Here is a 25,917-nt window from a genome sequence, read left to right as displayed (position 1 = left end):
CATGACTGATTCATTTCATTCAGTTAGATGCACCGGACTTGCTTGGCGCACCAAAGTGATCACAACAAGGAACAAAACAACGGCTGCGATTAAAAGACGCGATTTCGTAGCTCGATGTCTAAAACTGGTAAGAAATGGGTTTGAAGTACCATTCACGCCTTCATTGGTAGTGTTGCAGTAAAGAAGCGTTGCTTTTGGCTCACGATGCATGTGGACGACCCTACGCCCGCACCGGTTGGGGAATCAAGGGTGATTTTCCGGGAAGCGCGTCAAGATCATCCAGGGCGACCTCGCAAGTTACTTTAACGCCCCTCCGTTAAAGTTTGCCCATCGGCCCGTTTAGGGGTTTGCCGGTTTCTAAATGAGGCTTGGATTTTCAAAAATTTAGCTGAGTTTTCACGTTACCTGGCTAAGTTTTGGATTTATCTAGGCCAATGACCCGTCCTTGGATGCAACCGCCTGGGGGATTGCCCGGCTACGGTGAGCAGCAGCAGCATCCTGCCCATTGCGGTGGGATAAATTGATAGAATTGGCTTTGCGCACTGTTCATGCGTTCATGGTTATTGCGGCAAAGCCACCGCATCACCTGTCGCCGGACTGGCTGGGTTATCCGGTATTAACGCAGGCACACTGCCGCGTGCTTGGACTTGCCAAATGAATAGCCTTCCGCCTGATTGAGTCCAATGGACACGCGGTTGGACGGCATTGGCCTGCGATGTGCCGGAAATCGGTAGGGCGTGACAACGGGTATGCGTGACAACGGGTATTACAGAATGTATGTTTATCGCAGAGTTAATGGCGGTGATTTCACTGCCCTAATATTATGAAAACAAGCTTTCGTCGGGGAGTCATCGGAGCAGGGTTGGGAATCTGCCTGACCTGGTTGGTGGCATGTAGGCCGTCCAACGAACAAACCAGCCGTGTGGAAAAAAACACAACTCCACCACCAACCGTGGTCGTGGTTACCGCCGCCCCCCCCATCGAGGCAGCCAAAGTGGTCACACCACCACCGAAAAAGTTCTTTGATCCCGCAGTCATGAACTTTCCCACAGGGGTGGTGGAAGTCATCAAGCTTTCCAATGCAGGGGTGGGCGAAGATGTGGTGCTGGCTTTTATCGAGCATTCCGCGTACACGTTCCCGCTCACGGCGGATCATATCGTATATTTAAACGATTTGGGAATGTCGCCCCAGATTGTCTCCGCCATGCTCCGCAAAGAGGCCAAAATGGGAGAGCCGCCGATGACGGCCCGAACCGAACCAGCCCCCCCAACAACTGCCGTCACGACCAGCCCACCTCCGCCAGTGCTACCTCCCACGACACCGGTAACCGTGGTTACGCCATCCTTGCCGGTCACAACACAGGTAAGTCCGCCGCCATTGCCTCCGGTGGTAACCGACACGCCAGCGGCGCAGCCAGTGGTGGTCAATAATACCTTTTACTCCTCGCTTTCACCTTACGGAAGTTGGATCAACGTCGGTGATTATGGGTATTGCTGGCAACCAGCAATCGTTAACAGCACTCCAGGTTGGCGTCCCTATAGCCAAGGTGGACGCTGGCTCTACACCGATTACGGCTGGTATTGGCAATCCGAGTATCCTTGGGGCTGGGCCGCCTTCCATTATGGGCGCTGGCAGCATCATTCGGTGCGCGGGTGGCTCTGGGTGCCAGACACTACTTGGGCTCCCGCTTGGGTAAGCTGGCGTTACTCACATGATTACTGTGGCTGGGCACCCTTGCCGCCCGGCGCGTACTTTTCCGTTAATACCGGTTTTACGCACCACGGGCGGAAAGTCGGAGTGAATTACGACTTCGAATTGGAAGCCAAACACTACACGTATGTGCCGGTGTCACGCTTCAACGATCCCGCCGTGCATAATTTTACCGTGCCAACCACCCAGGTTCGTGCCGTCCATGAACAGACCCGGGTGTTGAATAATTACGTTCCAAACCAAAATAACATCATCGTCAATTATGGCATCAGCCGGGATACCGTCGCTGCCGCCAGCCGGACCCCGGTGCCGCAAATTCCGGTACGCGATCTACCCACCGGTTCCGCCGCAAAATCCCGCACCGATCACTTGGAGCAACAGGGAAATAACCAGGTCCTTTTCCGGAAAGTATTGGCCGACTCCACACCAACCATGGGAGTTGTCCCCCATAACACCCCCATCACCCGTGACGTAATCAAACCGCCCAGTCTTCCGGTGCCGCCAATCGTTACCATGCCCTCCCAAACTCCGCGCCCAATCGTGCCGGCGCCTGTCGCCACCAGACCGGTGGAAATCATGCCCTCTCCTGGTCCACGGCCAGACATCATTCGTCCAAATCCGGCAATCATAACACCGAAACACAACGCAACTCCGGAAAAAACTCAGGTAAACCAAAATACCCATACGACGCCGGTGGCGCCACCATCGCAACCGACGGCAACACCGGTTATGCCGCGCCTGAATCGCGATTCTCAAACACCCGCTCCCACGCCAGTAAAACCAGCGCTAGAAACCCGTGTTGTGGCGCAAGGCCCCACCCTGCCAGTGAACACCTTCAGCGCGATAAACCAGCCCTCCCGGGGTAACGTCAATAACACCCCGCCCGCCCTCACGTTTAAAGCGCCGATCACAACCACCCTCTCCGCCCCGCCCCCCTCGCGTCCCATGGAAGTGAGTCGCCCTACGTTCAGTTACCAACCGCGCACAGTGTTAACCACGCCGTCTCCAGTGATTCCAGCTTCACGTCCGGATGCATCCGCAACCTCCCACACGCCGCCTGGGGATAGTTCGAACAAGAATAAGAAACCGTGAGAAACTCATGGAGAATGCCTTGATGCTGACAGAAGGAATAGCCAGGTATTTTCCAAGGTAACACGGCGAATATTCAACCCAAAATTCGTCTCCCACCGCTCGACAGCTACGGCGCGCTCGGCTTTCGTGCCAGCACGATTTTGAAAAAGCCGCGCATTCCCAAAGGTTCCTGGCGCGTGATATCCAGATCGGTTCCCGCAAGGATAGGGCCGAGTTGACGGTTGATCTCCGTACCGAAAAATCCAATCACAGGGGCCAGCAGGCGAATCGCCAGTGGCAGCGGCCTGCCATCGGGTAGAAACTTGTCCAGGATGGTTACCCGCCCGCCCGGGCGCAATACCCGTGCCGCCTCGCGCGCACACCGCACCGGGTCCGGTATGACCGCGAGAATCAAATGCAGGATCACGACGTCAAATGTGGCATCGGGAAACGCGAGCTGATGCCCATCCATGACGCGGGCATCCACTTGCAGATTCAGCCGGACAGCGCGTTTTTTAAGCCGGTCAAGCATGGCCGGCGTGAGATCAATCGCGGTCACCCGCACACCCGACGGCAGGAATTCCAAATCTTCACCCGTACCCGCGCCGATCAGCAGAACCTTCTCACCTGGCTGTAACGCCAGCAGTTCCAGCGAACGCCGACGCCAGGGACGAAACCCGCGCACCAGTAAATCATACACCGGGGCACCCAAACTGTAACAACGGCGGCGCCAATCATTGGTGTTAAAGCGGTGGCTGGGCATGGTTATTGGCCTTTCCCGGTAAGCAACCGGACGAACATCGGGTCCGGTAAACTGCCGAAAGTATGCCGGGATAACTGACGAATTTCAGCCAGCAGCGAGTTGAAACCTTCCGGGTTTGCCAGGAATTGCTCAATCATTATCCCCAGCCGTTGCTGGCACAGGCGCGTGTCTTTGAGCACCCGGTTGCGTTCACCCCGCGTCGCGCCCTCACCAAAACCCAGCAGGCCAAAGATGACAAAATAAAACACCACGGTCGCCAGATTGGCGCCACTGCCAACCAAAGACCGCGATTCCAGCCCGGTGGCGCGGCAAAACTCCTCGAACATTTCATCCGTGAACGGGCACTCTTCCTTTCGGGAAATGGAATACACAGTTGCCTGATACTCTTCCGCGGGCATTGCTTCCTCATCCACTGAAGCCAGGGACTCTTTGATAGCGGCATCCGGCGCAATCAGCGCACGCTGAATCCGGGCTTGGGCATGCGCCTGCTGAATATCCTTAAGTAATGCGGCATACGAGACCTCGCAACGCACGTCGCCCGCTTGGAATTTGAGTTCCACCAATCGCGTGGAAAAGGCCAGCACCTCGACAAACACCTTGTGCCGGATGGCCGGACTTTCCACCGGCGCATGGGCCGACAAGGTCACCGCCCAAAAGCGGGCTTCGCGCACGATCTGGCGAGCCAACCCGATCAATTGTTCCCGGGTGACTGCCGGTTCAGCACTTGTTTCCAGCGCAGACATACGGACATGGTACGAGCTGTCGCTGGAGAGACAATGGAAAAGTGGTCAATCGTTTAAAACGTTCGTTGTTTCCGGGGTTCCTTGCCACCCGGTTACATCCGAAAACCGAAGCGTAATTTTAACCCAGCGTGCCTAACAGCCCATTTATCTGGTTATAATGTCTTTTCATTCAAATACTTATGATCAAGACTATTCGCCTTGCCTTATGAGCCAGAAATAGGGTATGTATTGAGCGGCATTGATCCATACGAAAGGATTTAGTTATGTCACAGAGCACTGAGCGTATTATTTTTAACACGGATAAAGTCTTGTCGGTCGTCATGGGTGGCGGCCAGGGTACCCGTTTATTTCCACTAACCCGCGAACGTTCCAAGCCGGCTGTGCCGCTGGGTGGCAAATACCGGCTGGTGGACATCCCTATCTCGAACTGTATCAATTCCGGGTTGAAACACGTCTATCTGCTCACCCAGTTCAACTCCGCCTCGCTCCACCGTCATATTTCCCAGAGTTACAAGTTTGACCATTTTTCCGGAGGTTTCGTGGAAATTCTCGCAGCGGAGCAGACCTTTTCCAGCACATCGTGGTATCAGGGTACCGCTGATGCCGTGCGCAAAAACCTGATTCACTTCCTGAATAATAATTTTGAGTACATGCTGATCCTGAGCGGTGACCAATTGTACCGCATGGATTTCCGGCATATCATCAATCAGCATGTGCAATCCGGCGCCGCGCTAACCATCGCCACCATCCCGGTGCGCCGCCACGAAGCCAGTTCCTTGGGCATCATGCAGATTGACAAGGATCGCCGGATCACCAAATTTGTCGAGAAACCAAAGGAACCAGAAGCGCTGGACGCGCTGCACGTGGACCCCGCCTCCTATGGCAGCCTGGGCATTGAAAGTCAGGAGGAATTATTCCTCGCCTCCATGGGTATTTACGTTTTCAACCGCCAATTGCTCATTGATGTCCTGACCAAGAATAATGACACCGACTTTGGCAAGCACATCATTCCCAGCGCCATTTCCTCTCAATCAGTATTCTCGCACGTATTTCAAGGATACTGGGAAGACATCGGCACCATTCGCAGTTTCTTCGAGTCCAATCTGGACTGCTGCGCCGAACTGCCGCGCTTCAATTTCTTTGACATGTTGTCGCCGATTTTCACCCGTCCGCGCTTCCTGCCGCCCTCGAAAATCAACGGGGCATCCATTGATCATGCCATCATTTCCGACGGCTGTATCATCAACCGCGCTGCCATCGCCTACTCCATCATCGGTCTGCGTGGCACCGTCGGCTCCGGCAGCTATTTGCACCGGACGATTTACATGGGCTCGGATTATTATGAATCCGCCGAATCCATCCTGGCCAACGAATCCACCGGACGTCCGCGCATCGGCGTGGGACAGAACTCACGCATTGAGAACACGATCATTGATAAAAACGCGCGGATCGGTGATAACGTGGTAATTTCACCCTCTGGCAAGCCGGATAAAGTGGATCATCCGTTATATTACATCCGCGATGGCATCGTCATCATTCCGAAGAATGCGGTGATTCCTCACGGCACCATCATTTAAGATGCGAGTGCCTCAGTACTGATCAGCCTGAAGAAACTGATTTTCGGATTTTTCGGGCTGAGCCCTTACGGCAGGTCCGAGTGCCCCATCAGGTAGCGGTCGCATTCGCGCGCCGCACCGCGTCCCTCGTTGATCGCCCACACGACCAGGCTCTGGCCACGGCGCATATCGCCGGCGGCAAATACACCTTTGATATTGGTGGCAAACTTGCCGTGTTCGGCCTTGACGTTGGAGCGCGGGTCGCGCTCGATGCCAAGGAAGTCCAGCAACATTTCTTCCGGCCCCAGAAAACCCATGGCGAGCAACACCAATTGCGCGGAATGCGTGTGTTCCGTGCCGGGAATCGGTTGGGGAATCATGCGCCCCTGCTCGTCCTTTTTCCAGTCCACCAACACCGTGCGCACGCCGCGCACCTGGCCTTGATCATCCGCCAGAAACTTGGTGGCGGTGATGCGATACTTGCGCGGATCTTCCCCCGCCAACGCGGCCGCCTCTTCCTGGCCGTAATCCACTTTGAACGTGCGCGGCCATTGCGGCCAGGGATTATCGGCAGGGCGTTGTTCCACGGGCTTGGGTAAAATTTCCAGTTGAATCACGCTCTTGCAGCCATGACGAATCGAGGTGCCCACGCAGTCGGTGCCAGTGTCACCGCCGCCGATCACCACCACATCCTTGCCCTTGGCGGAAATGTAATTGCCGTTGGCGAGCTTGGAATCCAGCAGACTCCGGGTGTTGGCGGTCAAAAATTCCATGGCGTAATGCACGCCTTTGAGGGTTCTGCCTTCGATAGAGAGATCGCGCGGTTTGGTGGCCCCGCCGCACAAGACCACCGCGTCAAACTCTTTGAGCAGACGATCCGTGGGGAATTGCTTGCCGACCTCGGTATTGGTCACAAAGGTGATGCCTTCCTGGCTCATCAAGTCCACGCGGCGCTGCACCACTGTTTTATCGAGCTTCATGTTGGGGATGCCGTACATCAGCAGTCCGCCAACACGGTCGGCGCGCTCAAAGACGGTGACCAGATGGCCCACCTTGTTTAATTGCGCCGCGCACGCCAGCCCAGCCGGGCCGGAACCCACCACCGCCACTTTTTTGCCGGTCCGCTTTTTGGGCGGTTCCGCCACCACCCACTGCTCGTCGAACCCCTTGTCAATGATGGCGCATTCGATGCTCTTGATGGTTACCGGCGGCTGGATGATGCCCAGCACGCACGCCCCTTCACACGGGGCCGGGCATACCCGGCCGGTGAACTCGGGGAAGTTGTTGGTCTTGTGCAGGCGCAGCAGCGCCTCGCGCCACAATCCGCGAAAGACCAAGTCGTTCCACTCGGGAATAAGGTTATTGATGGGACAGCCGGAGGCCATGCCCGCCAGCATCATGCCGGTGTGGCAATACGGCGTGCCGCAATCCATACAGCGCGCTCCTTGCGCCCGCAGTTTCTTTTCCTCAAACGGGAGATGAAACTCATCCCAGTTGCGAATGCGGTCCAGCGGCGCGATTTCCGCCGGCAGTTCGCGTGTAAACTCCAAAAATCCAGTAGGTTTGCCCATGTTCTATGACAATCGGTTAAAAGGTTGTTAAACGGGTTTGCTCATCCGCCGCCGATCCGGGACGTGTCGCGAATGTTTTCCTCAAATGCGGCCATGACGGCTTCGTCGCCGGTCAGACCGGATTCCTTGACTTTCGCCAACGCTTTCAGAACGCGCGCGTAGTCCTTCGGCAGGACTTTCACGAACTTGCTCTGGCAGACGTCCCAGTTGGCCAACACCTCACCGGCCTTCTGGCTGCGAGTCAAGCGGGCGTGATTTTCGATCAGCCGCCGCACTTCCGCCACATCCTCCAGCGCGCTCAACGGGTCCAAAGAAACCATTTCCTTGTTGCAGCGCACCGCAAAATCGCCGGCTTCATCCAGCACGTATGCCACACCGCCGGACATGCCAGCCGCAAAATTGCGTCCGGTCGGCCCAAGGATCACCACCGTGCCGCCCGTCATGTACTCACAGCCGTGATCGCCAATGCCTTCGACGACGGCGTTGGCGCCCGAGTTACGCACACAAAAGCGTTCGCCTGCCACGCCGCTGAAATAGGCGTCTCCGAGCGTGGCACCATAGAGCGCCACATTGCCAACGATGATGTTTTCATTGGAACGGAACGTCGAGCCTTTAGGCGGATACACCACCACCCTGGCCCCCGAGAGTCCCTTGCCGATGTAATCGTTGGCATCGCCTTCCAGTTCAAATGTGATGCCGGACGGCATGAACGCCCCGAAGCTCTGGCCCGCCGAGCCTTTGAAGTGAAGGCGAATGGTATCCGCCGGTAGCCCTTCGACGCCATAACGCCGGGTGACTTCACTGCCCAACATGGTGCCCACCACCCGGTTTGAATTCTTGATCGGCACCACGGCACGCACCGGCTCGCCGCGCGCCAGTGCCGGTTCGCACAAGCGGAGCAACATTTGTTGGTCCATGGCCTGCTCCAGACCATGATTCTGAGATTGATTACAGAAACGATCCGTGTCGCGGATCGTCACGGGCTGATAGAGCATTTTGGAAAAATCCAACCCTTTGGCTTTCCAATGATCCACGGCCCGCGTCATTTCCAGACGGTCGGTTCGCCCCACCATTTCCTCGAAGGTGCGGAAGCCCAATTGTGCCATGAGTTCGCGTACTTCCATGGCGATAAAACGCATGAAGTTGATCGCGTACTCCGGTTTGCCGGAGAAGTTTTTACGCAGACGCGGGTCCTGCGTGGCCACGCCCACCGGGCAGGTGTTGCTATGGCAGACGCGCATCATGATGCAGCCCAGCGTCACCAACGGCGCGGTGGCAAAACCAAACTCTTCAGCGCCGAGCAGCGCCCCGATGACCACATCGCGCCCGGTTTTCAATTGGCCGTCCACTTCCACGGCGATACGGCTGCGCAGCCCGTTCAGCACCAGCGTTTGGTGGGTTTCCGCCAACCCCAGCTCCCAAGGCCCGCCGGTATGTTTGATGGAGGTCAACGGCGAAGCGCCGGTACCGCCGTCATGACCGCTGATCAGCACCACGTCGGCATGCGCCTTGGCGACGCCCGCCGCCACAGTGCCCACGCCCACTTCCGCCACCAGTTTCACGCTGATCCGGGCGTGATGATTGGCGTTCTTCAGGTCATGAATTAATTGCGCCAGGTCCTCGATGGAATAAATATCATGGTGCGGTGGCGGAGAAATCAATCCCACCCCCGGCGTAGCATGGCGCGTCTTGGCAATCCACGGATAAACCTTGGTTCCCGGCAACTGCCCGCCTTCACCCGGCTTGGCCCCTTGCGCCATCTTGATTTGAAGTTCCTTGGCATTGACCAGATAAAGGCTCGTCACCCCAAAGCGTCCCGAGGCCACCTGCTTGATGGCGCTGTTAAGCGAATCGCCATTGGGCAGCGGCACATAGCGCGCCGGATCTTCGCCGCCTTCACCGGTATTACTCTTGCCACCAATACGGTTCATCGCAATCGCCAACGCCTCATGGGCCTCTTTGCTAATAGACCCATACGACATTGCACCGGTTTTAAACCGCTTCATGATGGACTCCACGGATTCCACCTCGGAGAGCGGCACAATGTTCGGCGCAAATTTGAACCCAAACAAACCGCGCAAGGTACACAGGTGCTTGGCCTGGTTATTGACCGCCGCACTATACTCCTTGAACATGTCAAAGTTGTTATTGCGCGCGGCTTGCTGCAATTTATGGATCGTGACCGGATTGAAAAGGTGATATTCCCCCTCGCTCCGCCATTGGTACTGCCCGCCGGAATCCAAGGTCTGGGTCTCCACCGGAATGGGCGGGAACGCCCGCTCATGGCGCTGCCGGACTTCTTCGGCAATCTCGTGAATGCCAATGCCTTCAATGCGCGAGGGCGTCCAAGTAAAATATTTGTTCACCAAGTCCTGATTCAGTCCGATCGCCTCGAAAATTTGCGCCCCACGGTAACTCTGAATCGTGGAAATACCCATCTTCGAGATCACCTTCAACATGCCTTTGACCAGTGCCTTGATGTAATTTTTGATCGCGTGTTCACGGTCGCCGACCAGCAACCCGTCGCGGATCATATCGTCCAGCGTCTCGAAGGCCAGGTACGGATTCACCGCGCTGATGCCATAGCCAACCAGCAGAGCGAAATGATGCACCTCGCGGGGTTCGCCTGATTCCAGGATCAAACTCGCGCGCGTCCGCAATCCCTCGCGGATCAGGTAATGGTGCAGGCCGGATACCGCCAGCAACGCCGGCACGGGAGCCAGTTTGCAGTCCGTTCCGCGATCCGACAGAATCAGCACATTCGCGCCATCCTTGATCGCCTTGTCCGCCCGACGACATAACTCGGCAATCGCCCGCTCCATGCCGGCACCGTTTTCCGCCACCGGGAAAAGGATCGGCAACACCGCTGCCTTGAAGCCGTGGCTGTTGAGATTCTTGATCTGCGCCAATTGATCATTGTCCAAAATGGGCGTCTCCAGCTTGATGAAACGGCAACTCCCGGGTTCCGGTCGCAACAAGTTGCGCTCCGAACCCAACGTGGTCTCCGTGGACATCACAATGGCTTCCCGCATGTAATCAATGGGCGGGTTGGTCACCTGGGCAAACAGTTGCTTGAAATAGTTGTACAGCAACTGTGGCTTGTTGGAGAGCACCGCCAACGGCGTGTCCGTGCCCATCGAACCCAACGGTTCCACGCCATCCTTGGCCATGGGTGCCAAAATGAAACGTTGATCTTCGTAGGTATAGCCAAATACGCATTGCCGTTGCAGAATGGTCTTATGATCTGGTTCGGCCACTGGCGGAGCCTCGGGAAGATCCTCCAAGGCAACCAGATGTTTCCCCAGCCAATCCCGATATGGAAAGGCCGCCGCCATCGTGTTTTTGATTTCATCGTCGGCGACGATCCGGCCTTGTTCGGTATCCACCAGCAACATGCGACCCGGTTGCAACCGGCCTTTTTGGGCGATCCGCGCGGCGGGAATGTCCAACACGCCCACCTCCGAAGCCATGATCACCAGATCATCCTTGGTGACATAATACCGGGAAGGCCGCAGGCCATTACGATCCAGGCACGCGCCAATGCGCAGCCCATCGGTAAAGGCAATCGAGGCGGGGCCATCCCACGGTTCCATCATGCAACGATGGTACTCATAAAACGCCTTCTTCTCGGCGCTCATGCTCTCATGGTTTTGCCATGGCTCGGGAATCATCATCATCACCGCATGGGGAAGGGAACGACCGGAAAGCACCAGCAACTCCAGACAGTTGTCAAACATGGCCGAATCGCTGCCATCCGGGCAGATCACCGGGATCAATTTCTTCAGATCCTCGCCAAACAGGGGTGATTCCATCATCGCCTGCCGGGCATGCATCCAGTTAATGTTGCCGCGCAAGGTGTTAATTTCACCATTATGACTGATGTACCGGTACGGATGCGCGCGGTCCCAACTTGGGAACGTATTGGTGCTGAAACGGGAATGCACCAGTGCCATCGCGCTCGTCATGGCCGGGTCGGCCAGTTCCGGGAAATATTGCTCCAACTGTTCGGACATGAGCATGCCCTTATAAACCATCGTCCTTTGCGACAAGCTGCACACGTAGAAGGCGCATGTAATGCCCGGTTTGGCATAGCGAATGGCGGTTTCTCCCCGTTTGCGTATGATATATAGCTTCCGCTCGAACGCCTGGGCATCTTTCAAATTCGGGTTCCGCCCAATATAGACCTGTTCAATGAACGGTTCACCGGCCTTGGCCGTGGCACCTAGCATCCCGTTGTTGGTGGGCACGATACGCCAGCCAATGACTTCCTGGCTTTCCTCGCGGATGATTTCCTCGAAGCGCTGTTTACAACGCTTCCGTTCCGCTGCATCCATCGGCAGGAATACATTGCCCGCGCCGTATTGGCCCGCCGCCGGGAGCTTCAGTTTGGTCTCGGCACAGGCTTCCACCAGGAACTCGTGCGGCATCTGGATCAGTATCCCAGCGCCGTCGCCGGTGTTATCTTCGCACCCGCACGCGCCGCGGTGGCGCAAATTGTTCAAGATTTGCAGCGCTTGCTGCACGATCTCGTGCGAGCGTCCGCCCTTGATGTTCACCACAAACCCCACCCCGCACGCATCGTGCTCCTGCTGCGGATCATACAGGCCCTGTGTCGCTGGCAAACCGCTGGCCTGTTGCGCGTCGCCGTTCATGTTCATTACTTCCATGTTCATCGTTACGTCATTGTTAGTCGCCGCCTAACTTGGCGCGACAAACCCGTTTAGTATTGCCTCTCCTTGGTCAAGGCGCAACCTTTCTGTTAATTTTTTTGTAGCTCGCAGCTGGTTTCCGGCAACGCCGATTCAAAATCCACCCGACTCCGCGCGCTGGTAGAGAACCAGAGCCCGTTGGAGAGGCCAGGGGCGTGAAGCATATATCGAACCGAATATCGGTGCTGCAATTAGTTATTTGCATAGCCCCACCAGTTTCCCCTTTCATTCGTCCCTGAATGGCACTAGATTTTGGTCGTGACCGTTGACCTGTTCAAAACTGAAATTGAGAAGGCGCTAAAGGCCTACGATAAATACATCATCTGCGTGGACAAGACCCCGGATGAATGCGAGACGAGCCTGCGCTCGCTGGTCGTCAAGGCCATTGATGCCTACGAAAAGCGTGGGGCAAACCTGCGCCATGGGATTGCGTTGGACCGCCACCTGACCGTGATAATCAGCCAGACGGATGGTGACCGCCCGGCGTGCGGCATTTATTTCAACCTGCATTCGCCCTATCAGCATAAACTCGCATCCAAACCCGCGCGCTCGGCACAGACCTGAGGCGCCAATACACCCGGCCCGGAAACATGCCGAACGATTTTTCTAAAATCCTGTTTACAGCCACTGCATCAATGCTAGTATTGCCCGTGGAGCAACTTTAAATGAAAAAAATCGAAGCCATCATTAAGCCGTTTAAATTGGAAGATGTGAAAGAAGCCCTCACCGCTTCGGGCATCGAAGGCATGACCGTGTGTGAAGTTAAAGGTTTTGGCCGTCAAAAAGGCCATACCGAAATCTACCGCGGCAGCGAATATACGGTGGATTTTTTGCCCAAGATCAAGATCGAGATTGTCCTGCCCGACAATTTGGTCGAGACAGCAGTCACCGCGATCGTCAAATCCGCCCGCACTGGAAAAATCGGCGATGGCAAAGTATTTGTGCTGCCGGTGGATAACGCGATTCGCATCCGTACCGAAGAGACCGGCGATAAAGCCGTTTAATCCCTTTCCCCACTGGTTCCACGCACCCGAGACAGGTGCGCAGGCCGGAGGGATTTTTTTCGCCTGGGCTCGGCGAAATGGAAGTTAAAACCAATCTAATTATAAAAATTATGGCAAAAACCACCCCAAAAAACGTAATTGAATTGGCCAAGAAGAATGCCGCCAAAATGGTGGACTTCAAATTTGTGGACACCTTTGGCACCTGGCAGCATTTCACCTGCCCGATTGCCGAACTGACGGAGGAGGTCTTCGCCGAGGGCTTGGGCTTTGACGGTTCGTCCATTCGTGGCTGGAAGTCCATTGAATCCTCGGACATGCTGGTCATGGCCGATCCGGACACCGCATTCATTGATCCGTTCATGGCCGTTCCCACTTTGTCGCTCACCTGCACGGTGGCCGAGACTGGCACCAAAGAACCGTATAGCCGCGATCCCCGTGGCGTGGCCCAAAAGGCCGAAAAGTATCTGATTAGCACCGGCGTGGGCGACCAGTCGTTCTTCGGGCCGGAAGCCGAGTTCTTCATTTTTGATAATGTCCAGTATGACACCAAGTGCAACAGCTCGTTTCACACAATTGATTCCGGTGAAGGCGTCTGGAACACGGGCCGCGACGAGATGCCGAACCTGGGCAACAAGATTCGCCACAAGGAAGGCTATTTCCCGGTGGCCCCGGCGGACACCCAGCAGGATATCCGCACCGAGATGTGCCTGGTAATGGAAGCGTTGGGCGTGAGCATCGAACGGCAGCACCACGAAGTGGCAACGGCAGGCCAGGCGGAGATTGACATCCGGTTTGACACGCTGGTGAGCTGCGCGGACAAGATGATGATCTACAAGTACGTGGTGAAGAACGTGGCCAAGAAGTACGGCAAGACGGCGACGTTCATGCCCAAGCCGCTATTTGGCGACAATGGGTCGGGAATGCACACGCACATCAGCATCTGGAAGAAGGGCAAACCCTTGTTTGCAGGCACCGGTTATGCGGGGTTGAGCCCGATGGCGCTGAATTTCGCAGGAGGCATCTTGAAGCACGCCAAGGCGCTGTGTGCCATTTGCAGCCCGACGACCAACTCGTACAAGCGGCTGGTGCCTGGCTATGAGGCCCCAGTGAATCTGGCGTACAGCGCGCGCAATCGTTCCGCAGCCGTGCGCATTCCAACGTACAGCGACAACCCAAAAGCTAAACGGATCGAATATCGCCCGCCGGACCCGTCGGCGAATGTGTACCTGAACAACGCGGCGCTGCTGATGGCGGGGCTGGACGGGGTGTTGAACAAGATTGATCCAGGCGAACCGATGGACAAGAACCTGTACGAATTGCCGCCGGAAGAACACGCGAAAATTCCGCAGGTGCCGGCGAGTCTGGGCGAGGCGCTGGACTACCTCGAGAAGGACCATGACTTTCTGTTGAAGGGTGACGTGTTCACCAAGGACTTTCTGGAAATGTGGATCAGCACCAAACGCAAGGAGCATGATGCGTTGCGTCTGCGCCCGCATCCGTATGAATTCCATCTGTACTATGATGTGTAACGCTTGAAAGTTTTATCAAAGGCGCCTTGTTATCAAGGCGCCTTTTTTTCCCTTGGATGGGATTAGGAAGTCGGTAAAATCGAGGGATTTTTTTGAATTGGTGAAAATTGATCGAAAAAACAAGTCTGCTGGTTATTCATGGTCAAAAACAGCCTGATTTTACGGGGTATTCAGCGCATGAGAATAACTTGTGAATAAGAGTGAATACATTGTTGTAGCCAGCCGGTTGAATTTAACCTAAAAGTCACCTGCGCTTTGCGATGACTGGCGCCGGTAAAACTGAGGTTTAAGAATTTGAATATAAAGGCGAGTAATTTTATAAGTAGTTGTTGATAAGTAACTTATGCATTTGTTACGCACTGCGGTAAAGAGTAATGTGACCGAAATAACCACAAGTTTTTCCGATCCAATAAGATTTTTTAGTACCGCCGACGCAGAGGGTGACAAATGCGAAGCCGTGTCAGGTGAATAAAGCCCGGAAATACCGGGAGGAGAAGTTAAATGATGCTACCATCTGCCGATAAGATTTGGGGGTCCGCACAGGATACCCTCCGGACTATGCTGAACCCGGAAATTTACAGTCTCTGGTTCGCCCCGATCAAGGCTGCCGACCTTGGGGAAGGATGCATAACCTTGGAAGTTGCCAATGACTTTTGTGAAGTCTGGCTCAAAGATAATTATCTGGGATTGTTGCGCGACGCAGTCACGCTTGCGGCCAGTCAACCCATGCATGTCAAATTCCGCATCAGCCAGGCACAAGTGATCCCAATCGTGACAGCAGAATCACCAGTTGTCGCTGCCAAATCGCGAGTCGAGCCAGAAGCGGATCGCAACCAGTTGAATCGCGAAAGTCTCTTCAACCCAAAAAATACGTTTGAGACGTTTGTGGTCGGTGATAATAACATCATGGCCCACGGTGCTGCGTTGGCGGTCTCGAATACCCCCGGCAAAACGTACAATCCACTTTTCCTTTACGGTGGCGTCGGATTGGGAAAAACGCACCTGCTCCATGCCATCGGACAATACGTCAGCGCGCACAAGAAGGGTGCCCGGGTGGTGTATGTTTCCTCGGAGAAATTTACCAATGAGTTTATTGAGGCGTTGCAATCCAGCAGTCTGCCGCGCTTCCGCAAAAAATATCGGCAGACGGATGTCTTGCTGATAGACGATGTGCAATTTTTGTCGGGAAAGGAGCGCATCCAGGAGGAATTTTTCCACACCTTCAACGCACTGCATGAAGCCCACAAGCAGATTGTGCTCAGTTGTGATCGTCCCCCCAGTGAAATTCAGGGGTTGGAAGACCGTTTGATCTCTCGATTTGAATGGGGCATGGTGTCGGATGTACAACCGCCTGACGTGGAGACGCGCACCGCCATCCTGCGAAAAAAACAGGCATTGATGGGAGCGACGCTGCCGGATGAAATATTGGACTTTCTCGCTAATCACATCCGCACGAACATTCGCCGATTGGAAGGCGCCCTGATCCGGGTAGCCACCTACGCGCAACTTACGGGGAAAAAAGTGACCATCGAATCCGTGGAAGGATTGCTGCATGAAGTGCTTCAGGAAGAAGGCCGAACGAACGTCAGCATTGAAGTCATCCAGAAACGTGTCGCGGCACATTTTGACATCCGACTGGCCGACATGACCAGCCGACGCCGTCCGGAAAATATCGCGTTCCCGCGCCAAATCGCCATGTTCCTGTCACGCCAGATGACGGAAAGTTCGCTGAACACCATCGGTGAAGCCTTTGGCGGGCGCGATCACGGCACGGTGTTGCACGCCTGCCGGCTGGTCAAAGATCGCATGGACGTGGATGCCAATGTACGCAAGGTGGTGCAGCATCTGGAAAAACAATTATTGCGGTAATTTGACGCGTTTCAAAGCCATTGCTGCGATGTCGTTGAACCGGGTGATTGGCCGGGGGAATCAAATCCCCTGGCATTTACCGGAAGATTTCAAATGGTTTAAACAAATGACGACCGGCCAGGTGCTGGTCATGGGGCGAAAGACTTTTGAATCCATCGGCAAACCGCTTCCGAACCGCGAAACTGTGGTCTTAAGCCGGACACACTTTCAATACCCCGGGGTCCGCACCATCACCGACCTCGAACAGATTGACCTGGCTGGCGAAACCCGCTCCGTATTCATCTGCGGCGGAGCGCAAATTTACCGGATCGCCCTGCCCTACTGCTCTGATTTGTACCTAACCCTGATCCAGCGTGAGATGGACGGAGATGTCTTTTTTCCGCCGTTTGAAGACCGCTTCACGCTGCTAGCCCAACTGGCTGAGAATGCCGATTTCAAAATCCTGCACTACGTGAACCGCACGCCAGCGTGATTTTGCTCACGAACTGCCAGACGAACGGTGATGGTCACGCGTCATGAACCGTTTTGCGAAACACTTTTTTGCGCGCCTGCCGTGACTTGTCGTCCAGCATTCGCGCTTTGGCACCACGACTGCGCCCGCGTTTCTGCCGACGCATTTTCTCCATCCGGGCGCGCTCAGCATTCGCAACCCCTTTGCGCAGCGCCTCAATCTTGTCGAGCAACAACTGCCGGGCAATATAGCGGTTGAGCCCCTGTTGGCGCGTGCTCTGGCACTTGACCTGAATGGCCGTTGGGCGATGCAACAGCATGACGCACGTGGAAGTTTTATTGACGTTCTGCCCGCCATGCCCGCCAGAGCGCACAAACGTTTCATCCAGGTCTCCCTCACTCACGCCCATGGTGTTCATGCGACGGGCAAGTTGATCCGCTTTATCCTGGCTGACAGGAAATGCATTCATGATTAAAACATATCGGGTGTGAGGAGTTGAGGCAAGCCGTAGAATTTTCCGGAACCGAAGCGAACTGCAAGATTTTGAATTTTTATGCTTGCCAACGCGTCTGATATACTAAATAAAGTTTATAAATGAAAGTTTCAACCGTATGAGCGCCACCATCGCCATTTTGGATTCAGATCGCCGGTACCGCGAAAACCTCGCCGCCTGTCTCAACCGTGCCCCCACCTTCCACTGCACCGCCGCGTATGCGGACGGAGATACCGCTTTAACCGGATTCGTCCAAAATCCGCCAGACTTGGTGCTGCTGGGACTGGAGGAACCGCAGGAACTGGAGGTTTTGACCCGTATTCATCGCGCTATCGGCAACACGCCAATTATCGCCTTACTGCCCCGGGAAGACGTGGATTGGATCGTGCAGACTCTGGCTTCCGGTGCCGCCGGGTACGGATTGAAGTCGCAGTCCCCAGCCAAGTTGATTGAGATACTGGAAGACGTATTGCGAGGACAGTCGCCGGTTTCCAGCGAAGTAGCACGTAAACTCATTGATCGCGTGCAGTTGCAAACTTCGACCCTGCAACCGCAAACCGGCCTCTCAGCGCGCGAACGGGAAATTCTTGAATTTCTTGCCCAAGGCTATCCGTACAAGCAAATCGCGGACAGCCTGGCCATCAGCATTAATACCGTGCGAACCTATGTGCGCCGACTGTACGCAAAATTAGAAGTGCCATGCCGCACGCACGCCGTACTCAAGTGCCGACCGGCGGCACGCATGGTATCAGGGTACAAAGAGGAAAAATTACTGATACCTCATGCCGTCAGTTGACCTTTTGCCTGAATGAATGCATGTATCAGATTGACAATACACTATGCTAGGCACACACACAGGGGCCATTCCCGCCAACTTGCGCCGCTTGAATGAGCGGACCATCATTGGCCTGTTGTCACGTTTGGGCGCGGCGTCGCGTGCCGATCTCGCCAAAGCCGCCGGCATGAGTCAGCCAACGTCCGGGAAAATCATTTGCGCGTTGCAAAAATTGGGAATTGTCCAGGAGTTAAACGCCGCGGAAATCGAGGCCACTTTTGAAAATGCCGGCAACCCGGCGCGCATGGGGCGCCCTGCCACGTTAATGCGCCTGAATCCGACTATCTCGCGTTTTATTGCCATCCAAATCGAGGTTGCCGAAACCTCCATCACGGCGGTTCCTCTGGCAGTGCGGCAGGAGGATGTTTGGTCCGCAGTATTTCCAACTGGTTCCACGCCTCGCGAATGGCAGCAACGATTGCGACAGACGCGGCGTGGAATCGCAGTCAAAGGGCTCTGGGGAATCGTCGCTAGCATTCCCGGTATCGTGAATGAAAAGACCGGACGGGTGGTATTTTCCCCCAATCTGCACTGGACGGAACAGGCAGACATCCCCAGTTTGATACGGGAAATCTGGCCCTTGCCGATAATTCTCAACCAGGAAATCCGCGCGCTCGCCTTGGGCCATTTGATCATGCATCCTCACGATACAGATTTCTTGCTGGTGGATTTCGATCAGGGAGTAGGGGGCGCCATTGTGGAAGGCGGACGGCTGTACCGCAATCCCCTGCCCTTGAATGGCGAGTTGGGACACACCCCAGTGCGTGATAACCAGCGCCGCTGCGGCTGCGGTGCCATCGGTTGTGTGGAAACCTTGCTTTCCCGGCGTGGCTTGGTGAAAAGTTACGCGGAATCCGGCGCTCCCGCCCCTCATGCCTGGCAGGCCCTGATGTCTCACCTTGAGAAAAATGGGGTACCGGAGTGGCTTGGGAAATCTTTGGACGCCATGGGCATCATCATTGCCGGCTCGCTAAATGTGCTGGGATTGCGCCAGGTGGTCGTCACCGGCAGCCTGACGGAATTTCCACCAGCGGTGTTGCAGCGTCTATCGCTGGCCATACAACAGGGTGCCATGTGGGCGCGTTTTGGAGAAGTCACCTGCAAGGCGGCGCCACGCAGGCGCATGGCAGGCTTGGTGGCGGCGGGCATGGATCGGCTGTTGTTCCCGGTCGAAGACCCCGACAGCCTGGACACCCTGCCACCGTCCGAACCCCAACTGCGAACCGCGTCCAAACAACCATGAATAATTTTCTCGAAACCCCATTGGAAAACTGTTTAATCTTAAAAAAACAATAAACTTATGACAAAACTTGGTATCATTGTAGGCAACCGGGGATTCTTCCCGGCCCATTTGTGTGAAGCTGGACGACGCGACATCTTAAAAGTGCTCGCCGACGAAGGCATCGAAGCGGTAACCCTGCCGCTGGAAGCCACCAAATTTGGCGCGGTGGAGAGCCTCACCGATGCCCAAAAATGTGCCGATCTCTTTAAACAACACCGCGAGAGTATAGACGGCATTTTAGTGACCTTGCCGAACTTTGGCGATGAACGTGCCGTGGCCAATGCATTGCGTTGGGCCGGGTTGAATGTGCCGGTGTTGGTTCACGCCTTTAACGACGACGGAAAAAAAATGACCATCAAGGATCGGCGTGACAGTTTTTGCGGAAAAATGTCCGTGTGCAACAACCTGCGCCAGTATGGCCTCAAATATTCGCTGACCAAGCTGCACACGGTGGACCCGAACACCCCGTCGTTCCGCGAGGATTTACGGCAGTTCGTCGCCACCTGCCGGATCATGAAGCAACTGAAGCATGCGCGAATCGGCGCGCTCGGCGCCCGCCCAACCGCCTTCAACACCGTGCGCTACAGCGAAAAGCTGCTGGAGTTGTCGGGCATCTCCGTGGAAACCCTGGACCTCTCCGAAGTGCTGGGGTGGATTCGCAAGATGAAGGATCAAGACACCGAAGTGCAGGAAAAACTCGCGGCCATCCAGGCTTACACCAAGACCAAAGGCATCCCGTCTGAGAGCCTGATGCGCATGGCCAAATTGGGAGTGGCCATTGACCGTTGGGTCAAGGATAAGCAACTATCCGCAACCGCCATTCAATGTTGGACCTCGCTGGAAGAATTTTATGGGGTGGTGCCCTGCACCTTGATGAGCATGATGTCCAACAGCCTGTTGCCCAGCGCTTGCGAGACCGATATTGCCGGCCTGATCGGCATGTATGTTTTGAAGGCCGCGTCCGGCACTCCCGCTGCCCTGCTCGACTGGAACAACAACTTTGGCACCGATCCCAACAAAGGGGTGGTGTTCCATTGCTCCAATCTGCCAAAGGATTTCTTTGCCGAGCAAAAGATGGATTACCAGGAAATCATTGCCGGCACGGTCGGCAAGGATAACACGTACGGCACCATAGTGGGCCGCATCAGTCCCGGACCGTTCACCTATTGCCGCGTATCCACCGACGACTTTAATGGGCGGATTGCCGCATATTATGGTGAAGCCAAGTTCACCAATGACAAATTGGACACCTTTGGCGGATACGGTGTATTTGAAGTTCCGAATCTGCAAAAACTCCTGGCCTATATCTGCCGGAATGGCTTCGAGCATCACGTAGCGGCCACCAAGTCCACGGTGGCGGGAGCGCTGGATGAGGCGTTGACCAATTACTTGGGCTGGCAGACCTATTGGCATCGGGACTAGATAAACCAGTGCGGTTGAATCAAACCTGATTTTTGAGAAAATACTATGCCCGCAAAAACTTATACCCTGGGGTTGGACTACGGCACAAACTCGGTGCGCGCACTGATTGTGGAGGTTGGTACCGGCAAAGAAGTCGGCACGGCCACTTGGAACTACCGCCACGGCGCGGCCGGAGTCATTTTGGATCATAAAGATCCCAACCTGGCCCGGCAACATCCGGCGGATTACCTCGAAGGCGCGGAGAAATGCACGCGCCAAGCGATCAAAAACGCGGGGAATAAATTCAAGCCGGATCAAATCATTGGCATCGGCGTGGATACCACGGGAAGCACGCCGCTGCCGGTGGACAAAAACGGAACCGCCCTGGCGTTGTTAAAGGCGTTCGACAAGCATCCCGCCGCAATGGCCTGGCTGTGGAAGGATCACACGGGCCACGCGGAAGCCCTGGAAATCACCGAGGTTGCCGCCAAGCTCCGACCCGAGTACCTGGCCAAATGCGGTGGCCGTTATTCCTCCGAGTGGTTCTGGTCCAAAATTCTCCACTGCGCGCGCGTCGCACCCAAGGTATTTGCGGCGGCGTATTCATGGGTGGAATGCGCCGATTGGATACCGGCGGTGCTGTGCAACAATACCAATCCGGCAACCATGAAACGCGGCATCTGTGCGGCCGGGCACAAAGCCATGTTTAATCCAGGCTGGAAGGGCTATCCGGACGCTGAGTTTTTGAGCGTGCTCGATCCGCGCCTCGCCACCGTCCGCGCCACCCTGCCTGACACCTGCTACAATGTGGGCGACACGGCGGGCGTTTTATCAGCCGAATGGGCAAAAAAACTGGGACTGCGTGCTGGTATTCCAGTCGCCGTCGGAGCGTTTGACGCGCATCTCGGCGCCGTCGGATCAGGCATCGCACTTGGCGCGCTGGTCAAGATCATGGGCACTTCAACGTGCGATATCATGACCGCGCCTCTGAGCCAGAACTTGCCCGATGTGCCAGGGCTTTGCGGCATTGTGCCGGAATCCGTGCTGCCAGGATATTACGGTCTGGAAGCCGGCCAATCAGCCGTGGGAGATATCTTCAATTGGTTCGTAAATGTGGTGCAACCAGGCGGTCCCAAGGCTGGCTCGCACGAATCGCTGGAACATGCGGCGGCGAAGCAAAAGCCCGGCCAAAGCGGACTGTTAGCGTTGGATTGGCATAATGGCAATCGCACCGTCCTGGTGGATCAGCGCCTCACGGGCATGATTTTGGGACTTTCCCTGCACTCCACCCCGGCGGAAATCCATCGCGCGCTGATTGAATCCACCGCCTATGGCGCCCGCGTGATTGTGGAACGGCTTGAGGAATATGGCGTGAAAGTGGATCGCATCATCAATTGTGGCGGCATTGCGGCGAAAAGCCCGCTCACCATGCAGATTTATGCGGATGTGCTTGGCCGGCCCATGCTGATTTCGCGCAGCAGCCAAACCTGTGCCCTAGGCGCGGCCATCGCCGGGGCGGTGGTCGCCCGCAAAGCTGGAGGCGGCTATGATGATTTCAGTTCGGCAGTCAAAGTCATGTCGGGAGTAAAAAAACAGATATTCCGCCCTATCCCGGCCAATCAAGCCGTGTACGAACGGTTGTTTCGGCTCTATCGCCAGATGCACGACGCGTTTGGGCTGGCAAAACACCAGGCAGATGTATCCAACATAATGAAAGATTTGCTCGTCATTCGCGATGAAACCCGATGAGCGCTTAAACATGTCCGTGTGACGATTAGCGCTGGCGTCGCTGTCAAACCGGCACACAACGCGTATGAAATCATTATGGGGCAACGCCTATGAGGACCCGGCCGTGGTGGCCTTCTATAGCCGCCACGAATTACAGCCGCCGGAGGCGTATATTTTGGAACAGCAGCGTTCCTTTTTGAGCCGGGCGCGCATGTTGGATTTGGGCGTGGGGGCGGGACGGACCACGCATCATTTCGCGCCAGCGGTCAAGGAATATACCGGCGTGGATTATTCCAAATCAATGGTGGCGAAGTGCCGTGAGCTATTTGCGGAGAAGTATCAGTTTGAATGGTTGGATGCGCGAACGCTGAAGGTGTTTCCCGCCGAAAGATTTGAGTTCGTTTTGTTTAGTTTTAATGGTCTGGATATCTTCAATAATCCAGTACGGACCGAAATCATGCGGGAAATCTATCGCCTGCTTTCACCGGGTGGCAGGTTTTGTTTTTCAGCCCATAATCTAAGAGCGTTGCCGCATATTTTAGAACGGCAGTCAGCCGGTGGAATACTTGCCAAAGCGAAAGGCCGGCTAAAAAACGGCCTGCAAATGATCCTAAATCCGCCCTTATCGCGCATGTTGCAGGCGGAGAGCGTCATGGTTCACGACGGCACTCATGCGTTTCGAGTTCGCAATTTTTATATCAAACCGGAAGTGGACTGGCGCACATTGGAAAATCTGGGGTTCACCGAAATTACCGCCTACCGTTTGACCGATGGCCAGCCATTCCCCTCAAAAGGCACCTTGACCAAGGCCGAAGATCCGTGGGTGTATTTTACCGCCCAAAAACCAACAGTTTAGCATCGCGAATACCGCACACTCCACTACTGAAGAGAAAGGCGGAGATGGCGCCTGAGTATTTCGGCGAATTCCGTAATTTCCAGGACAAGTGGGGTTCCATGTTTTTACATTTTCAAACACGGTGCCACCATTCCCGGCGACGCCAGCATCGTCAACGGTGCCTTGTCTGAAATTTCGTTGTCTCAGTTGCGCTTGGAATGAAAGCGACTATATTGCACGCATACTGAGCATGGAGTCGCCAATGCATAACCACGACTAGCACACTGTTTATGGAACTGAAACTCAAAGCAGGTGATGTGGCACCGGACTTTACCGCCCTCGCCAACACCGGAGAAACCATCAGCCTTTCCAAGCTGAAAGGCAACGTGGTGGTGCTTTACTTTTACCCCAAAGATGACACCCCTGGATGCACCAAGGAAGCGTGCGGTTTTCGCGATCTGTACAGTCAACTTGCCGATAAAGGCGCCGTCGTTCTGGGGGTGAGCACAGACTCGGTCAAATCCCATCAAAAATTCATTACGAAATTCAAACTGCCTTTCACCCTATTGGGCGATGAAGACCAGAAAATCGTGCAGGCCTACGGGGTTTGGGGTGAAAAGACGTTCATGGGCCGCAAATATTTGGGCACCAATCGGGTTACGTTCCTGATCGGGCCGGATGGCCGCCTCAAGAAAATTTGGCCAACGGTAAAACCCGAGGAACATGCCGCAGAAGTGCTCCATGCCATCTAGCATCAGCCGCAACATAAATTATTTCAAAAACACGGTTCCGCAAAAAAACAAACCCTATAAACAAAGGAATACTATGCCCATACCAGTAGGTTCAAAGGCGCCCGACTTCACCCTCAAATCCAAACAAGCCACCGGCGTGGTTGAAGTGAAGCTGAGCGAAAACTTCGACAAGAAAAACACCGTCATCCTGTTCTTCCCGCTGGCGTTTACCGGCGTATGCACCCAGGAAATGTGCAGCCTCACCGGCGGATTGAGCACCTATGCCAGCCTGAACGCGGACGTCATCGCCATCAGTGTTGACAGCCCGTTCGCCCAGGAAGCCTGGGCGCTGAAGGAAAAAATTGGCGTCAAACTCGCCAGTGATCTCAACAAGGAAACCGCCAAAGCGTATGGGGTTTTGCTGCCCGACCTGTTCGGTTTCGGTGCCACCAGTGCGCGCGCGGCCTTCGTGGTGGATAAACAGGGGATTGTGCAGTACAGCGAACAGACTCCCACCCCCAAGGAGCTGCCGAACTTTGAAGCCGTCAAGACCGTGCTGGCGAAGCTCAATTAATTTCTCATCCGCCACCCTGCAACTGGGAATGGTCCCGTCCACTTGAGTGAGCGCGGGATACCGCTGCGTCTTCCCAATGACGTTCGGCGGTATCCCCTCCGCCCATCGGGACGGGATAACCACCGGCTTGCTGGTGCGCCCATCCAAAGCGGCGTCGCGGCCCCCATCACCACGCCTTGCCGCCGCTTTGGAATGCGGAATTCGGATTTCGGATTTCGGAATTGCCGCCCTAATAGTCGTCGGCCCTCCATTCCGCATTCCGAAATCCGCATTCCGAATTTGAGAGTTCCGTACCCCCTCACCCTAGCCCTCTCCCTTCGGGGAGAGGGAATGCCGCGCGCGCGGCGTTTTGATATTCCAAAGGTCTTCCGTGCGCTCCCGCCATGGACGGATTCTGCGTCGGACGCCAAAGACCTGCAAGCACCCCATAATCTCCTCCCTCAGCCGCAGAACGGACCTCCTCTCCCCGAGGGAGAGGAAAGAGGTGAGGGGGTATGCAGCTCCGGGAATCTCCCCACTGTCGAAATCCCCTGCACCACCATCCACACGCCGCGCCAACTTATTTCACTTTTCCTGCATTATTTTATTGCACCCCGCCGCCGACCTGATTAGCTTCCCTTCCGTCAGCACGCACACAGAGAAGGAACGACATGGATCGTTACGGGCAAAGGGTTGCGGTTTTGGATACAATTCCGACCGGACAACTGGACGCGCCAACCAGCGCGAGCCCCGCCATTTCCCCCGCCCCCGCCCAAACCGTGGCGCGCCTAATCGGCGTATCTGACACGACCACCCTCCCCGGCGAATCATTCCCCGGCCTGGGGCGGGTTTTGCCCGGATCGGGGGAGGTTTCCACCGGGGCGGGGCAGGTTCCGCCCGTACCGGGGGGATTTTCCCCCGGACCGGGGCGATGTTCCCTCGGACCCGCAGAGGTTCCCCCACGGTCCGCGAGGGTTCTGCCCGTGGCGGGGGGAAGTTCCCCCGTACCGGGGCGAGGTTCCCCCGGACCGGGGCGAGGTTCCCCCGGACCAACAGAGGTTCCCCCCCGGTCGGCGAGGGTT

Annotated in this window: 19 protein-coding genes; 14 read left to right on the top strand and 5 right to left on the bottom strand. The window is 55.6% G+C overall.

The genetic code is table 11. The features are described from left to right. Nucleotides 1-823 precede the first annotated feature (823 nt). Nucleotides 824-2,803, top strand: coding sequence for a DUF6600 domain-containing protein (locus WCO56_18735; protein MEI7731618.1), 1,980 nt, complete (start codon nt 824-826; stop codon nt 2,801-2,803). A gap of 106 nt (nt 2,804-2,909) precedes the next feature. Here the strand turns inward: WCO56_18735 and WCO56_18730 are convergent, their stop codons facing one another. Continuing rightward, nucleotides 2,910-3,545 carry a methyltransferase domain-containing protein gene (locus WCO56_18730; protein MEI7731617.1) on the bottom strand — a complete coding sequence of 212 codons (636 nt, stop codon included), beginning with the start codon at nt 3,543-3,545 and terminating at the stop codon, nt 2,910-2,912. 2 nt (nt 3,546-3,547) lie between these two features. Then, a complete protein-coding gene (locus WCO56_18725) occupies nt 3,548-4,288 on the bottom strand; it encodes a hypothetical protein (protein ID MEI7731616.1) in 741 nt (246 codons plus the stop codon). Nucleotides 4,289-4,551: 263 nt separating this feature from the next. Here WCO56_18725 and WCO56_18720 point away from each other — a divergent pair, with 263 nt between their 5' ends. After that, on the top strand, nt 4,552-5,865 hold the full coding sequence (locus tag WCO56_18720; protein MEI7731615.1) for a glucose-1-phosphate adenylyltransferase: 1,314 nt from the start codon (nt 4,552-4,554) through the stop codon (nt 5,863-5,865). A gap of 65 nt (nt 5,866-5,930) precedes the next feature. Here the strand turns inward: WCO56_18720 and WCO56_18715 are convergent, their stop codons facing one another. After that, nucleotides 5,931-7,415 (bottom strand): glutamate synthase subunit beta, encoded by a 1,485-nt coding sequence (locus WCO56_18715; protein ID MEI7731614.1) that lies wholly within the window; start codon nt 7,413-7,415, stop codon nt 5,931-5,933. A 41-nt stretch (nt 7,416-7,456) separates the two neighbouring features. Next, a complete protein-coding gene (gltB, locus tag WCO56_18710) occupies nt 7,457-12,082 on the bottom strand; it encodes a glutamate synthase large subunit (protein MEI7731613.1) in 4,626 nt (1,541 codons plus the stop codon). A gap of 300 nt (nt 12,083-12,382) precedes the next feature. Here gltB and WCO56_18705 point away from each other — a divergent pair, with 300 nt between their 5' ends. The 5 genes from WCO56_18705 (at nt 12,383) to WCO56_18685 (ending at nt 16,998) form a co-directional block, all read left to right on the top strand. Beyond that, a complete protein-coding gene (locus WCO56_18705) occupies nt 12,383-12,688 on the top strand; it encodes a hypothetical protein (GenBank protein MEI7731612.1) in 306 nt (101 codons plus the stop codon). Between the two features lie 101 nt (nt 12,689-12,789). Further along, a complete protein-coding gene (locus WCO56_18700) occupies nt 12,790-13,128 on the top strand; it encodes a P-II family nitrogen regulator (protein MEI7731611.1) in 339 nt (112 codons plus the stop codon). A 110-nt stretch (nt 13,129-13,238) separates the two neighbouring features. Next, nucleotides 13,239-14,657: a type I glutamate--ammonia ligase gene (glnA, locus tag WCO56_18695; protein MEI7731610.1), complete on the top strand. Its 1,419-nt coding sequence runs from the start codon at nt 13,239-13,241 to the stop codon at nt 14,655-14,657. 501 nt (nt 14,658-15,158) lie between these two features. Next, entirely contained in the window at nt 15,159-16,526 is a 1,368-nt protein-coding gene (dnaA, locus tag WCO56_18690; GenBank protein ID MEI7731609.1) for a chromosomal replication initiator protein DnaA, read from the top strand. Nucleotide 16,527: 1 nt separating this feature from the next. Next, nucleotides 16,528-16,998, top strand: coding sequence for a dihydrofolate reductase (locus WCO56_18685; protein ID MEI7731608.1), 471 nt, complete (start codon nt 16,528-16,530; stop codon nt 16,996-16,998). 34 nt (nt 16,999-17,032) lie between these two features. Here the strand turns inward: WCO56_18685 and WCO56_18680 are convergent, their stop codons facing one another. Then, complete coding sequence (locus WCO56_18680; GenBank protein ID MEI7731607.1) at nt 17,033-17,446, bottom strand: peptide chain release factor-like protein; 414 nt, start codon at nt 17,444-17,446, stop codon at nt 17,033-17,035. Nucleotides 17,447-17,588: 142 nt separating this feature from the next. Between WCO56_18680 and WCO56_18675 the strand changes: the two genes are divergently transcribed. The 7 genes from WCO56_18675 to WCO56_18645 all read left to right on the top strand — a co-directional run bounded on the left by WCO56_18675 (nt 17,589) and on the right by WCO56_18645 (nt 24,856). After that, nucleotides 17,589-18,266 (top strand): response regulator transcription factor, encoded by a 678-nt coding sequence (locus WCO56_18675; GenBank protein MEI7731606.1) that lies wholly within the window; start codon nt 17,589-17,591, stop codon nt 18,264-18,266. A gap of 43 nt (nt 18,267-18,309) precedes the next feature. Next, nucleotides 18,310-19,548 (top strand): ROK family protein, encoded by a 1,239-nt coding sequence (locus tag WCO56_18670; GenBank protein MEI7731605.1) that lies wholly within the window; start codon nt 18,310-18,312, stop codon nt 19,546-19,548. Between the two features lie 57 nt (nt 19,549-19,605). After that, a complete protein-coding gene (locus WCO56_18665) occupies nt 19,606-21,009 on the top strand; it encodes an L-fucose/L-arabinose isomerase family protein (GenBank protein MEI7731604.1) in 1,404 nt (467 codons plus the stop codon). A 45-nt stretch (nt 21,010-21,054) separates the two neighbouring features. After that, a complete protein-coding gene (locus WCO56_18660) occupies nt 21,055-22,737 on the top strand; it encodes a ribulokinase (protein MEI7731603.1) in 1,683 nt (560 codons plus the stop codon). Between the two features lie 64 nt (nt 22,738-22,801). Continuing rightward, complete coding sequence (locus tag WCO56_18655) at nt 22,802-23,572, top strand: class I SAM-dependent methyltransferase (GenBank protein MEI7731602.1); 771 nt, start codon at nt 22,802-22,804, stop codon at nt 23,570-23,572. Nucleotides 23,573-23,841: 269 nt separating this feature from the next. After that, nucleotides 23,842-24,303, top strand: a complete 462-nt coding sequence (gene bcp / locus WCO56_18650) for a thioredoxin-dependent thiol peroxidase (GenBank protein ID MEI7731601.1) — start codon at nt 23,842-23,844, stop codon at nt 24,301-24,303. Nucleotides 24,304-24,376: 73 nt separating this feature from the next. Further along, nucleotides 24,377-24,856 carry a redoxin domain-containing protein gene (locus WCO56_18645; protein ID MEI7731600.1) on the top strand — a complete coding sequence of 160 codons (480 nt, stop codon included), beginning with the start codon at nt 24,377-24,379 and terminating at the stop codon, nt 24,854-24,856. Nucleotides 24,857-25,917 lie beyond the last annotated feature (1,061 nt).

The sequence above is a fragment of the Verrucomicrobiota bacterium genome (assembly GCA_037139415.1).
Classification (GTDB): Bacteria; Verrucomicrobiota; Verrucomicrobiia; order Limisphaerales; family Fontisphaeraceae; genus JBAXGN01.
This window is presented reverse-complemented; position numbering and strand designations above follow the sequence as displayed.

Bases quoted from the DNA above. Each gene is read 5' to 3' on its own strand.
- WCO56_18735 (MEI7731618.1), top strand. From the start codon at position 824: ATGAAAACAAGCTTTCGTCGGGGAGTCATCGGAGCAGGGTTGGGAATC.
- WCO56_18730 (MEI7731617.1), bottom strand. From the start codon at position 3,545: ATGCCCAGCCACCGCTTTAACACCAATGATTGGCGCCGCCGTTGTTAC.
- WCO56_18725 (MEI7731616.1), bottom strand. From the start codon at position 4,288: ATGTCTGCGCTGGAAACAAGTGCTGAACCGGCAGTCACCCGGGAACAA.
- WCO56_18720 (MEI7731615.1), top strand. From the start codon at position 4,552: ATGTCACAGAGCACTGAGCGTATTATTTTTAACACGGATAAAGTCTTG.
- WCO56_18715 (MEI7731614.1), bottom strand. From the start codon at position 7,415: ATGGGCAAACCTACTGGATTTTTGGAGTTTACACGCGAACTGCCGGCG.
- gltB (MEI7731613.1), bottom strand. From the start codon at position 12,082: ATGGAAGTAATGAACATGAACGGCGACGCGCAACAGGCCAGCGGTTTG.
- WCO56_18700 (MEI7731611.1), top strand. From the start codon at position 12,790: ATGAAAAAAATCGAAGCCATCATTAAGCCGTTTAAATTGGAAGATGTG.
- glnA (MEI7731610.1), top strand. From the start codon at position 13,239: ATGGCAAAAACCACCCCAAAAAACGTAATTGAATTGGCCAAGAAGAAT.
- dnaA (MEI7731609.1), top strand. From the start codon at position 15,159: ATGATGCTACCATCTGCCGATAAGATTTGGGGGTCCGCACAGGATACC.
- WCO56_18680 (MEI7731607.1), bottom strand. From the start codon at position 17,446: ATGAATGCATTTCCTGTCAGCCAGGATAAAGCGGATCAACTTGCCCGT.
- WCO56_18675 (MEI7731606.1), top strand. From the start codon at position 17,589: ATGAGCGCCACCATCGCCATTTTGGATTCAGATCGCCGGTACCGCGAA.
- WCO56_18670 (MEI7731605.1), top strand. From the start codon at position 18,310: ATGCTAGGCACACACACAGGGGCCATTCCCGCCAACTTGCGCCGCTTG.
- WCO56_18665 (MEI7731604.1), top strand. From the start codon at position 19,606: ATGACAAAACTTGGTATCATTGTAGGCAACCGGGGATTCTTCCCGGCC.
- WCO56_18660 (MEI7731603.1), top strand. From the start codon at position 21,055: ATGCCCGCAAAAACTTATACCCTGGGGTTGGACTACGGCACAAACTCG.
- WCO56_18655 (MEI7731602.1), top strand. From the start codon at position 22,802: ATGAAATCATTATGGGGCAACGCCTATGAGGACCCGGCCGTGGTGGCC.
- bcp (MEI7731601.1), top strand. From the start codon at position 23,842: ATGGAACTGAAACTCAAAGCAGGTGATGTGGCACCGGACTTTACCGCC.
- WCO56_18645 (MEI7731600.1), top strand. From the start codon at position 24,377: ATGCCCATACCAGTAGGTTCAAAGGCGCCCGACTTCACCCTCAAATCC.